The organism is Picosynechococcus sp. PCC 8807 (genome assembly GCF_001693295.1).
Classification (GTDB): domain Bacteria; phylum Cyanobacteriota; class Cyanobacteriia; order Cyanobacteriales; family MRBY01; genus MRBY01.
Genome location: NZ_CP016483.1, coordinates 646722 through 659744, shown reverse-complemented (window position 1 = coordinate 659744; position 13023 = coordinate 646722). Strand labels below are relative to the sequence as shown.

General features: G+C 49.2%; 13 protein-coding genes. 4 read left to right on the top strand and 9 right to left on the bottom strand.

Translation table 11 applies throughout. From position 1 onward, the window contains the following. Positions 1-66: 66 nt before the first annotated feature. Positions 67-480, top strand: a complete 414-nt coding sequence (locus tag AWQ24_RS03160; protein WP_065715986.1) for a gamma-glutamylcyclotransferase — start codon at positions 67-69, stop codon at positions 478-480. Here the strand turns inward: AWQ24_RS03160 and AWQ24_RS03155 are convergent. From AWQ24_RS03155 to AWQ24_RS03135, 4 genes are all read right to left on the bottom strand, one after another. After that, positions 477-1619, bottom strand: a complete 1143-nt coding sequence (locus tag AWQ24_RS03155; RefSeq protein WP_065715985.1) for a 5-(carboxyamino)imidazole ribonucleotide synthase — start codon at positions 1617-1619, stop codon at positions 477-479. The two genes, AWQ24_RS03160 and AWQ24_RS03155, sit on opposite strands and share 4 nt — an antisense overlap. Before the next feature lie 89 nt (positions 1620-1708). Then, positions 1709-2881: an iron-containing alcohol dehydrogenase family protein gene (locus AWQ24_RS03150; RefSeq protein ID WP_065715984.1), complete on the bottom strand. Its 1173-nt coding sequence runs from the start codon at positions 2879-2881 to the stop codon at positions 1709-1711. Positions 2882-2937: 56 nt separating this feature from the next. After that, the gene (locus AWQ24_RS03145; RefSeq protein WP_012306235.1) at positions 2938-3459 is read right to left on the bottom strand and encodes a Ycf51 family protein; all 522 of its coding nucleotides are present in this window, start codon (positions 3457-3459) and stop codon (positions 2938-2940) included. Positions 3460-3784: 325 nt separating this feature from the next. Beyond that, on the bottom strand, positions 3785-4774 hold the full coding sequence (locus tag AWQ24_RS03135; protein ID WP_065715983.1) for a phosphotransferase enzyme family protein: 990 nt from the start codon (positions 4772-4774) through the stop codon (positions 3785-3787). A 248-nt stretch (positions 4775-5022) separates the two neighbouring features. Between AWQ24_RS03135 and AWQ24_RS03130 the strand changes: the two genes are divergently transcribed. The 3 genes from AWQ24_RS03130 to AWQ24_RS03120 all read left to right on the top strand — a co-directional run bounded on the left by AWQ24_RS03130 (position 5023) and on the right by AWQ24_RS03120 (position 6779). Beyond that, complete coding sequence (locus AWQ24_RS03130) at positions 5023-5235, top strand: high light inducible protein (protein WP_012306233.1); 213 nt, start codon at positions 5023-5025, stop codon at positions 5233-5235. A 162-nt stretch (positions 5236-5397) separates the two neighbouring features. Continuing rightward, positions 5398-5973: an RdgB/HAM1 family non-canonical purine NTP pyrophosphatase gene (gene rdgB / locus AWQ24_RS03125; protein WP_065715982.1), complete on the top strand. Its 576-nt coding sequence runs from the start codon at positions 5398-5400 to the stop codon at positions 5971-5973. Between the two features lie 2 nt (positions 5974-5975). After that, a complete protein-coding gene (locus AWQ24_RS03120) occupies positions 5976-6779 on the top strand; it encodes a M48 family metallopeptidase (RefSeq protein ID WP_065715981.1) in 804 nt (267 codons plus the stop codon). Between the two features lie 445 nt (positions 6780-7224). On the opposite strand, the gene argS is transcribed toward AWQ24_RS03120, so the two are convergent. The 5 genes from argS to bchD form a co-directional block, all read right to left on the bottom strand. Then, the gene (gene argS, locus AWQ24_RS03115; RefSeq protein WP_065715980.1) at positions 7225-8982 is read right to left on the bottom strand and encodes an arginine--tRNA ligase; all 1758 of its coding nucleotides are present in this window, start codon (positions 8980-8982) and stop codon (positions 7225-7227) included. A gap of 43 nt (positions 8983-9025) precedes the next feature. After that, entirely contained in the window at positions 9026-9718 is a 693-nt protein-coding gene (locus AWQ24_RS03110; RefSeq protein WP_065715979.1) for a phospholipase D family protein, read from the bottom strand. Positions 9719-9726: 8 nt separating this feature from the next. Then, positions 9727-10110, bottom strand: coding sequence for a DUF4346 domain-containing protein (locus tag AWQ24_RS03105; RefSeq protein ID WP_065715978.1), 384 nt, complete (start codon positions 10108-10110; stop codon positions 9727-9729). A gap of 104 nt (positions 10111-10214) precedes the next feature. After that, positions 10215-10820 carry a Uma2 family endonuclease gene (locus tag AWQ24_RS03100; RefSeq protein ID WP_065715977.1) on the bottom strand — a complete coding sequence of 202 codons (606 nt, stop codon included), beginning with the start codon at positions 10818-10820 and terminating at the stop codon, positions 10215-10217. A 116-nt stretch (positions 10821-10936) separates the two neighbouring features. Further along, positions 10937-12985 (bottom strand): magnesium chelatase ATPase subunit D, encoded by a 2049-nt coding sequence (gene bchD / locus AWQ24_RS03095; protein ID WP_065715976.1) that lies wholly within the window; start codon positions 12983-12985, stop codon positions 10937-10939. Positions 12986-13023 lie beyond the last annotated feature (38 nt).

The following is a 13023-nucleotide window of genomic DNA, read 5'->3' as shown; positions in this document are numbered from 1 at the left end:
GATCTTGCCCCTGATTATAGCTTTTCACGGTTTCGCCCTCTGTTATTCTTTGTCGGAAATCACACCATGCTCAAGGTTTTCGTGTATGGCACCCTCCAGCCAGGAGAAGCAAATTTTCCCCGCTACTGTGCCCCCTATCACCCCCACATTGAGAAGGCTTTCATCCCAGGGAAGCTTTATCAGTTACCGGTGGGTTATCCGGCCCTCACCCCAGAACCGGGTTGGGTAGAAGGTTGTCTGTTGCGATTCAGGGATCCCAAGGTTTTAGAGAGACTAGATGTCCTTGAAGATTATCAACCGGGGCGATCGCCAAGCCTCAATGAATATCAACGGCGTCAAGCGCCTGTTTACACGGAGACAAAAACGATCCTGACGGAGGCTTGGGTCTATGGGATGACCCCAGAAAAGGTTGCCCAACTGGGAGGGACGCCTTTTTCTGGTTCCCGCTGGACGGCTAACCAAAACTTCTCGAACTTCTAGGTGGGGCTAGAGTCACCATACCAAATGGCTTCAATTTGCTGGGCGATCGCCACCAATGTTTCCCGGTCATTCGTCTCACTTAAAACTGTGACATGACCCAGTTTGCGGCCTGGGCTGGCGCTGGTTTTGTCGTACCAGTGGACATGGCTATGGGGAAACTGGGTCAACATCTGCCGCTTGTGGGCATAATTCCCCGTACTGTGCTCAAACCCTAGTAAATTCACCATCACCGCCCCAGGGGTGATCATCTTGGGGTTCCCTAAAGGCAAATCGGCGATCGCCTGGAGTTGCATTGCAAACTGCGAAGTCTGACAAGCATCCAAACTAAAATGGCCGGAATTGTGGGTGCGGGGGGCGATTTCATTCACCAACACTTGTCCTTCGGGAGTGAGAAACAACTCAATCCCCATAATGCCCACCAGATTTAACCCTTCAGCTAGGGTGCGGGCAATCTTTTCGACCTGATTCACCACATCTTGAGCGATCGCCGCAGGGGCCAGCACCCAACGACACACTTGATCAATCTGTTGGGTTTCCACCGTCGGAAAGGTGCGAATTTCTCCCCGGCGGTTGCGGGTCACCATCACCGCTAATTCCTGCTCAAAGGGCACAAACGCTTCTAAAAGTAAGGGAGTATCAGCTAAATCCGTTGGTAAAGTCTGTAACGCCGCAGCATCTTTCACGATAAATGTCCCTTTTCCGTCATAACCATGGCGACGGGCCTTCACGACCAGTGGAAATTCCCAACCAGAGGGTAGCGGTTCCCCCAGTTGCCAAGGGACAAAGGTCGGCACCGGAATGCCGAACCGTTGACAACAGCGCCGTTGATCATATTTATCCAAGAGGGCAGCGAGAAAAGGCAGAGAAGGGAAGAATTTTGCCCCCCGTTTAACGAGGGTATCGAGGGCTTCGAGATCAACAAATTCATTTTCAAAGGTGACCACATGGCAGTTTTCCACCAGCTTGGCCGTAGACTCTAGATCGTCGATCGCCCCAATGATCACCTGATCGGCATTAGAAACCGCCGGATCACTGGCGTTGGGTGTTTGTACCCACAGTTCCATGCCGAGGCTCCGGGCTTCTGCTCCCATCATCCAGGCGAGTTGTCCGCCGCCAATGACACCCACTTTATGTTTCATGCTCTTGTTTTGCCGTTTTTATATGGATTGCCCGTGCCCCATTAAACCCTAGGAGGGCTGCCGGATGTCAATTGTCTAGATCCGCGAGCCTAAGCCTGAGCTTTAGTTGTCTCTGGGGCAGACTGGGTCTCAGAGGTGGTACTCTCTCTGGTTGCTTCTGTGGAAACCATCGCCGCCATTAACTGGTCTGGGTTGACGGTAAAGGGTAGACGATGGATGTCTGACTGGGGCTGACAGGTGATCTCTGCCACCTGGCGCAGCTCGGCCAAGGTCATTGTATTCAGACCGAGATCAGCGAGGCTCTTCGGCAAGCCAATATCGCGGTAAAACTGGAGGAGCTGTTGGCGGGCGGTCTCAGCCAGTTGACTTTTTTGGCAAATTTCTTCGAGGCGGAGTTGCACCAAAATGCCATAGGCAACTTTTTCTCCGTGCAAAATGCCATGGGCCGCAGGTAGGTGGGTTAATCCGTTGTGAACCGCATGGGCGGCCACAGTGCGACAGTTTGCCCCTCCCAAGCCACCGATCACGCCAGCGAGGAGAACTGTCGCATCAACGACTTCCTGCCATTCGGGACTGTGGACATCGGCGATCGCCTGGGAGGATTTTTGAAAGAGGAGATCCCGGAGAATCCGCGCTTCTTGGACGGCGGCAATGGTGAGGGTCTGGGGGGAATGGCCACTGCTGACGGAAGCTTCGTACCATTTGGCGATCGCATCCCCAATCCCGGCAATCAGAGTCCGTTGCGGCGCCGTGCGTACCAATTCGTAGTCCAGAATCAACAGATTCGGGCATTGCTCCAAGGCCACATCATATTGAAAGGCCCCTTGATCAGAATAAATATTCGACAGAGCTGTCCAAGCAGCACAAGTAGCCGCCGAGGTGGGCACGGTCACAATGGGGCAACGTTGCTGATGGGCAAGGAGCTTGGCTGTATCGAGGGCCTTACCGCCGCCGATGCCGATGACAAAATCTGCTTTGTGGGCTTTGAATTTTTTGTTGAGTTCCTTGAGGGACGCTTCGGAACAGTCAGGACTGTAGCTGCCACTGGCGAGATCGAGTTTTTCTTGCTCGGCTAGGGTTTGGAGCGGATCTGCCAATTTTTCGAGGCTCTGCTGCCCTCCCACCACAAAAGGACGTTTTCCCCACCGGGCGATCGCCGCACCAGCTTGGGCCAGGGCGTTATTTCCCTTGAGCACTTGGGCCGGCGCAATCAGCACTTGCATGGGAACAGTTTGGGTTTGAGTAGCAGCAGGCTTTTTCATGGGTATTGGTAGCGAAGAAATGGCGACGAAACGGGTGAAATAAACTTCCCTAGATCCTAACTAATCGCATTGGGTTGGGGCAGCTTTTTGAGATTTTCTGGATAAAGCTGAATGTCCAGGGCCCCATTTTCGCGGTCGGCAATGGCGCGTTGGACTTGACCTAGATAGAGGGGTTCAGAAACGCCGGGTTCGGGATGGCTCATGACCCGGAGGCGCACGGTAAATTTATTATCCCCATTGCCAATGCGGCCGTAGGAAAAGAGGTCATTGGAAGCTTGGCGGAGGGTTGCATTGACTTCCTCGGCAGTCACTTCAGGCTTCACGGAGACAACGGCTAGGTTGGCACCATTGTCGTAAACCAGGGCATAGCGCACGGCCCCCGGCACGACACTACGGCTAAAGAGTCCTAAGCTGAGGCCAAACAAACCAATGGTAAGCACAATCATAAAGCCGGTGGTGCCGACTAAGCGGAAACGGATGCCCCACTTAAAAAGAAACGCGGCGATCGCCAAGACCGCAAAGAATAAGGTGGCGTAGGCAGACCACTGGGTATAAAGGGCAAAATCTAAATTTTCCATGGGTCAGTTCGGTAAAAACGTTTTGGCACAAGGCCAGTGCAGTTAATTAAGGGATCATTAAAAGTTGTGGCTTCCATTATCCCAGCAAGGGCCCCAAGAAAAAACCAGCGAGGCGATCGCTGGCATGACTCAAGCTTGTTGTTGTTTTTGCATCGAAAAAATACAAGATTTCAAACCACGCGTTCCCAGCACGAAGCCCGAAATATTTCTTTACACAACGCTAAGTGTAGCAGAACATACCATTTTTGATCAGGGAATTTTTCAACTTTTCGCGATATTTTCCCTCAGCCTGGGTCATGTCACATAGATTTATCACTGGGGAGATTTAGAATAATTGCCAATCCCGCGAAGATAAAGCCTTGAGCCGTTCTAGCCGCTGGGTGAGGTAGTGACGATCCAGTTGGCTGTTGTTAAAAATTTGAATACTGGTGAGACTGATGCGCCACGACCAAATATAAGCCAGTTGGGTGAGGGCCTGGAGGGCCGCCTGTTCCTGGGCGACAAAGGTGGTTTGGGACTCATAGCCCGCGATAAAGGCTTCTCGCACCCGTCGCTGGAGACCTGTGGTGAGTGCCCCCTGGAAAAATTTGCCAATTTCAAAGGCGCGCCAACCGTAGCCGCATTGGTCAAAGTCGAAGAGGGTGAGCTGATGATCTTCGGTGAAATGGACGTTGCCGCAGTGGGCATCACCCCAACAGACCGACCAGAGGGGCTTTTCCTTGGGGAGTTGCGCTAAAGTTTCACGGATTTTGTGGGCAATGTCCTGCATGAAACCCCAATCCCGGGGGCGATCGCCAAAAAACGGCAAAATCACGCCCAAGGATTCATCCAACAAATACTCAAGGTCTAGGGGTTTGCGCGGGTGGTCACAGATAAAGTCTTGGCTGACCTGATGGATCTGCGCCACCACTGCCCCTAAATGATGACTTTGGCTTTCGTTCCATCCCCCTAGGGCAATTTCTCCTGGGGCAAAGGGAAACAGAGTGGCATAGCGATCGCCTTCTGGAGCCTGAATTTTGACCGCCCATTCACCAGCTTCCGTCGGTAAAGGAGCCGCCACCGGTAAACCCTGGGCCTTGAGAAAATTTAAAAAATCGAGCTCGAAAAAAATTTCCGTGGGCGATCGCCAATGGTGATGGGAGACCCGCAAGACAAACGTATCCTGGGCTGCTTGCACAAAATAAATATCACTCAAGCCCCGATTCCATAACTCACATTGGCTGACGGTCTTAAGGCCATATTGCGGCAGCACACGCTCCCGGAGGGCGATCGCCGATAGCGTGGAGTAAATGACGGGGAAATCCGAGCAGACCATAGACCGCAGCCCCTCAGGTGCAGGACAAATCAACTATCAACCTAAAAAGATATGGGCCAAAAATCTGTAGCCCATGGCACCATCTTCCAGAACATCAAGAAAAAGTTTGCAATTCTTTTCTAAAATGGGATAAACGCTTACACTTGCAGCTTTTGTCAACCTCGAAAAATAAAATGTTGCAAATTGTTACAAAACTTGTTAATCTTGAATCAAGATAAAAAACAACCTAATTTACCCCAGATAAAAATATGGCTAAAAAATACCAAGGCAACATCATCGACGACCAAGGCAAAATGAATACCTTTGCCGTAGAGCCCACCGTTTACGTCCAAGAAAATCCCCGCGTCGGCTTTACCGAATACGCAGAAAAATTCAATGGTCGCGCCGCAATGATCGGTTTTGCTTCTTTACTTCTTCTCGAAATCTTCACCGGCCATGGTGTCATTGGTATTTTTCAGTAAGACCAACAGCTTTTAATTTTTTCAAACAACATCTCAACAGCATAAGTTTGTCTAGGGCGGCCCTTGGTCGTCTTTTTTTTCGGCAAATTTCCTTAAAATAGAAGTCGCTGCCCGGCGCTCCCGGTTAACTTTTTTAATTTCTCATTCAGATATTTAACGCCCATGCCCGTCCTTGTCGTCGCCACCGGAAACCCCGGTAAATTACAGGAAATGCAAGCTTATCTCCAGGATTTGCCCTGGGAATTGCAGCTCAAGCCCCCGGAACTCGACATTGAAGAAACAGGCACAACGTTTCTCGAAAATGCAGCTCTCAAAGCCTCTCAGGTGGCAAAGGCCCTCAACCAATGGGCGATCGCCGATGATTCTGGTTTAGTCGTCGAAGCCCTCAACGGTGCCCCCGGTCTGTATTCAGCCCGCTACGGCACCACCGACCAAGAACGCATTGAACGTCTGTTAACGGAACTGGGCAACAACCCCAATCGCCGCGCGAAATTTATCTGTGCAGTGGCGATCGCCAAACCAGACGGTACCATTGCCGCCCAAGTGCAAGGAGACTGTCCCGGAGAAATCCTCCCGGAACTGCGGGGGAGAGGGGGCTTTGGCTATGACCCCATTTTTTATGTGCCAGAATATCAACAGACCTTTGCGGAAATGTCAGCGGCGCTCAAACATAACGTCAGTCACCGGGGCCAAGCCTTTGCACTGCTGTTGCCGCGTCTTGCCACACTCCTCGATTAACGATGCCTGCTCCCCCAACCCCAGAAGATCGCAACCCTGAAGCGTCCCTCCGAGAACTCCTTACCCTTGGGAGCATGTTTATCTGTGCGATCGCCCTCTTGATTTGGCTATTAAACTTCAGTGTCAACTGGCTCATTGTCCAGATGCCCGTGAGTTGGGAACAACGGTTAGGGCAAGCCCTGGTCAAAATCTACGAACCCCAAGCCGAACCTTCGCCTGCCCAAGATGAACTAAATGCCCTGCTTGACCGCCTGGAAGCAGAAATTCCTACTGGCGCTAAAGAAAAACGCGACTACCAACTCCTCTATATTCCCCAGCATGTGGTTAATGCCGCGGCCCTGCCGGGGGATACGGTATTGGTCTATCAAGGGTTGTTAGATCAAATGGACTCAGAAAACGCCTTAATGATGGTGTTGGGCCATGAAATCGGTCACTTTGCCAACCGAGACCACCTGCGTAATATTGGTCGGGCTCTCGTAATCCGTACAGTGATTTCCTCTATTTTTGGTGATGTCAGTTGGTTGGGAGATGTCGCGCAAATTGTCAGTACCTCGCGCTTTTCCCAAGCCCAAGAAAAACAAGCCGATGAATATGGTTTAGATTTGCTCTATGCCACCTATGGACAGGTCGCTGGTGCAACGGATTTCTTTGAGGCGATGAGCCAAAAACAAGGGGCCAATTGGGATTTTCTTGCGACCCACCCGGCCCCCGCAAAACGAGTGCAACACCTCAAAACGTTAATTCAGCAAAGGGGCTACCCCATCGGTGAATATACCCCTCTGCCAGAGGTATTAACCCAAGATTAATCTACCGCTGTTTGGGATGATTTTCCCCCAAACAAGGCGAAAGCCTACTCAGGGGAGCAGGCTTACAATCCAAATTTAACTAACAAAAAGATTTACCAAACAACAAAACGAGGTTAACAACGAACCCAACAAGCGCTTCTCGAAAAACGGTACCTAACAGGCAGTGATTATAGCCCGATTACCCGATTCCGTTAGGGGGAATAACCGAGTCTATCTTCAACTTGAAATGTTGAGAAGGACTTCTGGGCGAGACCGAACAAAGGAGGTACAACCGCTCAATCTCTTCGTCCGAATAAAAGCTTTTTCAGAACTTTTATTTTGTACCTTGCTTATAAGGTATCAGCAAAGATAGGTAGCGGTGATGGATACTTTATATCTTGTAATATTTGCTTATCGATCTCGTGGGCGATGTTGGCAACTCTTCTGAGGGAATAAGGGTTTAGGACTACATTCGGTCTAACACCTCAATCCCCAGGAGAGATAAACCCAACTTGAGGGTGCGTGCCGTGGTGTCGGCGAGGATTAACCGGGAAATGCGGCAATCGCCTTCGGCCTTGAGGATCGGGCAAGCCTCATAAAATTGGTTGAATTTGCGGCTGAGGTCATAGAGATATTCACAGAGGCGATTGGGCATCAGATCCTGCTCAACGCTCATCAGGACTTCACTCAGTTGCAGTAAGTGTTTAGCCAGGGTCAGTTCAGCGGCCTCTTCAAGAATAATCGGCGTATCGGTGGGTAGGGTGCTGAGGTCAATGCCCCCTTGGCGACTGACCCCTTGGACACGCACATAGGCATAGAGCATATAGGGGGCGGTGTTGCCCTGGAGCGCCAACATTTTATCGAAGCTAAAGATGTAATTACTGGTGCGATTTTGGCTCAGGTCAGCATATTTCACAGCCCCAATCCCAACCACTTGGGAGACTTTTTCGACGAATTCTGCTGTTTCTTGGCGTTCATCTTCGGCGAGACGTTTTTCTAAATCAGCGCGGGAGCGGTTAACAGCTTCATCCAATAAATCCTTGAGCTTGATCGTATCGCCAGCACGGGTTTTGAGCTTTTTGCCATCTTCCCCTTGCACAAGACCGAAGGGCACATGGACAACTTCCACATCATCGGGTAAGAACCCAGCACGCTCTGCCACCTGGAACACCTGGGCAAAATGTCCGGCCTGGCCAGAGTCTGTCACATAGATGATCCGTTTGGCCTGATCTTCCTTGATGCGATAACGAATTGCTGCTAAATCAGTGGTGGCATAGTTAAAGCCCCCGTCAGATTTTTGGACGATCAATGGTAGGCGATCGCCATCTTTATTTTTAAAACCTTCGAGAAACACACATTGCGCCCCGGCATCTTCTTCTAATAAACCCACTTCGTCCAATGCTGTTAGAACATTTGCTAGATATGGATTGTAAAAAGACTCGCCCCGTTCGGTTAATTTGATATCTAGAATATCGTAGATTTTTTGAAATTCCCGGCGGGATTGTTCACAGAGCAATTGCCACGCTTTTTGACTTTCTTCGTCCCCGGATTGCAATTTTACGACTTGATTTCGAGAGGCTTCTTTAAAGGCTTCATCTTCATCAAAACGCACCTTTGCTTTCTTATAAAATGCGACCAAATCACCAATGTCGAGGGCATCTGCTTTCGTTAAAGCATCAGGGTAAACTTCCTTTAAATAGGTAATCAACATCCCGAATTGGGTGCCCCAATCCCCCACATGGTTGAGGCGTAAAACATTCTGGCCCCGAAACTCTAAAATCCGCGCAATAGAATCCCCAATAATCGTTGAGCGGAGGTGGCCGACGTGCATTTCCTTAGCAATATTCGGACTAGAAAAATCTACAATGACTTTCTGGGGATTTTCTGCTGGCTCAATGGCTAGGTGATCGCTTTGCTGAACTTCCTTTAAAAGTGTGGCTAAATAGCTCGGTTTGAGGCTGAAGTTAATAAAACCAGGCCCGGCAATGGTCGGATTTTCACAAGTATCAGCGACATCTAAAGCTTCGATAATACTTTGGGCAATTTCTCTAGGATTTTTCTTCAGTGTTTTCGTTAGCGATAGGGCGACATTAGACTGATAATCACCAAATTTCGGATTACTAGCAGGGACAACAAGGGGATCAGTATCTTTAAGATCTTCGCCAAATGTCTTGATCAGAGCCTCAGAAACAGCCGTTTTTAATTGCAATAAAATAGACTTCATGATAAATAATTACTTTTTAAACTTTGACGATATAAAATTTTTTTTATGCTTTATTTGCTGCAAAGCAAGTTTTACAAATGGGCTTAACAAGTGATGTCTTCACTTCCAGGCCACATTGGTGACAATATTTTTCTGGATGTTTACGATTTTTGAATTTCACCCAAGCAACATAGCATTTAGAACACAAGGGACGGTGAGTATTTAAGGGGATATCGCCGCGACAACGAATACAAAAGGCTTTTGTTTCTGTTACTTGATTATCTTGAGATACAGTATTTTGTTTATGGGGCGGAGATTCTAAAGGCTCACCCGTCGCGTCACAACGTTGAGCAGCGGCAAGAATTGATTTTACTTCTCGACAAGTATCGACATATATTTGATTGTCTACTTGTCGATTAATTAAGATTCCCATTTCGCGATTATTCTTCTCTGAAAATTCATACATATTCATTGAAGTGATAATCATTTCTTGTTTATTAAAGTAGCATTTTGCATGAAGATTTGGAGAATAAAAAATTTCCAGGTTCTTAAAATTTTTCACTACTTCAATTTCTGCTTGTCTAAGTTTATTTTGACTATAAACAACAACAATCTTAATATTTCTGCGCTCTGCATCCTGTAACCTTTCTAATAAAATTCTTAAAAGGAACAAATAGGGGATGATATTTGTTTTAGCACCAATAATGATTTGTTCAATGTGATAAGAAGTGCCAGATGTAGTTAAAAACTTAGCCATGCTTTTTGTTAATCTTGAATGTATTCTGTGCCGGAAAGAAGGGCGATTTCTGCTTTGACAAATTCCCGTCCGAGATATAGGGCATGATCTAACTTGGAAATGGGACAAGGATCGGCTTTTTCGGTGATTTCAATGCCTAATTCTTTTGCGGTGCGGCCAGCGTAAACAGTGACATGAGTCCGTTCTAAACTACCTTTGCAGGCGAGGACTTCTCCGGTTTCTGGATCTGTGGCTAAACCTTTGTCGTTAATCGTATTGGTGTAATGTTTCGCGCAAATTAAACCCTGTTCACGGTCTATGTAGATAATAAAATAACCGTCGGGATCGAGGTCAATAAACCGATTAGATAATTCGTTGTCAAGTTTAGCCCGTTCTTCGGCGTTAACAGTCATGGTGAAGGCAAGTAATCTTGGATGGCGTTTGGCACAGCTTTTTAGTATAGCCTACGGGGTTTCGTCACCAAAAATTCTTGAACTAAAAGGCGATCGCCTGAAAATCACCAAATTTTTGCGAGGGATAACGTAAATCCTGGCAGTTCAGGATCGGCACTGACTGTTTCCGGATTTTCAAGGATTTGGGGCGATTGCTGGGGTCGATAAATGTGGACGGTGCGGTTTTGGCGATCAATGAGCCAAGCCAAAGACACACCATTTTCCAGATATTCCACCATTTTTGCTTGTAGCGTTTTGAGGGAATCACTTTTGGAACGCAACTCAATCACAAAATCGGGACAAATCGGCGCAAAGGAATTTTTTTCCTCATCGCTTAGGCTGTCCCACTTTTCACGGCGCATCCAAGACGCATCGGGGGAGCGGGTCGCGCCATTAGGCAACGTAAAACCGGCACTCGAATCAAAGCCTAATCCTGTACCATCTTTTTCTGTCCAGATCCCTAACTGAATTGCCAGGTTAAAATTTCGATTGCCAGTATCCGAAGTGGCAGGGGACATAATGATGACTTCTCCTGTGGCAGTTTGTTCGATGCGTAATTCAGGGTTAGCGCGGCAAAAGGCGTAAAATTCATCTTTTCCCATTTTGGTGATCGCCGGAAAAGAAACCTCAAGAGGAGCCAGATTGCTTTGAATCAAGAGAGTGGTTGCCATGGTATGTTTTCCCGTGAGCCAGATGGTTTTATTGTAGCCTTGCCCCCAGAAGGAAAAATAAAGGCGATCGCCTTTGTAGACAATCGCCCCTGAAGCTTTTATGGATTTAAAATCGCCTAAATTTCGGCCATTGCTCCTTTGGCCATGGCGGCGATCGCCTGATCCGTGGCCTTGGGCAGACGATAATATTTACCCCCCGCTTTAGCCGCTAATTCTTTACCGAAGCCAGAGGAAATAAACTTCTTCTCTGTGTCAATAATCAGCAGTTTCATCCCAGAAGCACGGATTTTACCGGCAATATCTAGAAGTTCCTCTTTGATATCAGGTTTTTCCTCCCCTTCCTCTGGTTTTTCGCCAAGGGAACGAGAGAGGGGAATATTGCCCCGACCATCAGTAATCGCAACAATGACCACTTCACCCACATCACCGGACATTTGCGCATTCACACCGATATGCACAGCTTGGGTTAACCCATGGGACAGCGGTGAACCACCACCACAGGGCAACGTTTCCAATCTATTGCGCGCCAAAGTAATCGAACGGGTAGGGGGTAAGAGCACCTCCGCCATTTCACCCCGGAACGGGATCAACGCAATTTGGTCACGGTTTTCATAGGCTTCTGTCAGCAGACGCATCACCGCCCCTTTTGCTGCCTGCATTCGGTTCAGGGCCATAGATCCAGAGGCATCAACAAGGAAAATCATCAAAGCCCCTGCTTTACGGGCCATCCGTTTAGAGCGCAGATCACTTTGCTCGACGATCACTTTTCGCTCAGGGTGTCGCAGTCGTCGCGCCTTTTGGTAGGGAGCCGCCGCCCGCAGGGTCGCATCCACTGCAATGCGTCGCACTTTCCCCCTCGGTAACATCGGCTTAATGTAACGGCCCCGGTCATCGGAGAAAATTAAGCCCCGTTTCCCGGAGTTGCCTTTGTTTTGCATCATTTGGGCAAAGGCGAGAATCCCTGGGTCAAGCACAACTCCTTCTGGGTCAAACACAAATTCTTCGGGAATCGTCGGCTCCTGTTCCGGCTGTTCCTCTTGGTCTTCGTTTTGATCGTCGTCGTCTTGATCCTCTTGATCTTCGTCCTGGGATTGATCCTCCTCGTCCTGTTGATCGTCTTGGGATTGAGGGGGTGGCGGCGGTGAAGGTGGCTGCATATCCTCATCCTCTGGGGTGGGGATTGTCGTGGCCCTGGGCAAAATCACCAGTTCAACTGCTGTGCGGAGATCATCGGCAATTACTACATTCCGGCCATCAAGGGCAGCGGCAGCCATGGCAACGCGCACGGCAAACAGTTCGGCCCGGTGACCTTCGACACTACCACGCACTGCTTCGCTCACGAGGTAAGCCACTTGATCTTTGCTGATTTTGACTTCCTTGAGCCATTCCCGGGCCAGGATAATTTGGGTGCGGAGGGCATCAAGGTCTTCTTCATAGCTTTGAAGAAAATCCTTGGGAGCCGTGGCATATTGCACGACTTGATCCACTGCTGCGACCCGTTCTTCGAGGCTGAGGGGGCGATCGGCGGACAGGGTAATGGCGATGCGATCGCGGAGGTGTTCCCGCAGATTTCCTTCTTCGGGGTTATAGGTGGCAATGAGGAGGGGCCGACAGGGGTGCGAAAAACTAATACCTTCCCGTTCGATTTGGTTGCGTCCTTCGGTTAAGACCGTCAGGAGTTGGTTAGCAATTTGGTCATCAAGGAGGTTGATTTCATCGATGTACAACACACCCCGATGGGCTTGGGCCAATAGACCAGGTTGGAAAACAGGTTCTCCCTGGCGCACGGAAGCTTCGACATCCACAGAACCCAAGAGACGATCTTCGGTAACGCCCAGGGGAATTTGCACAAAAGGCGCGGCAATCACTTCTGTGGGAATGTTTTCGCTGGCCGTTTCACCATAGGTCGCTGCGGTGAGATCGTCCCAATCACTGCGGTTCTGCACATCACAGTTAAAGGGATTGTCCTTAATAACTTCGATGGGGGGCAAAAGAGAATGGATTCCCCGGGCCATCACGGATTTTGCGGTGCCCCGTTTCCCGGCGATCGCCACCCCACCAAGGGCAGGATCAACGGCCCCCAGCAGGAGAGCAGTTTTGATTACATCTTGACCAACCACCGCTGTTAGGGGAAAGGTCGTGCGCGATGTCGTGAGAGTAGGCATCTATCAAAAAAGTTTTTATAAAAAGTTTGGCAATGTGG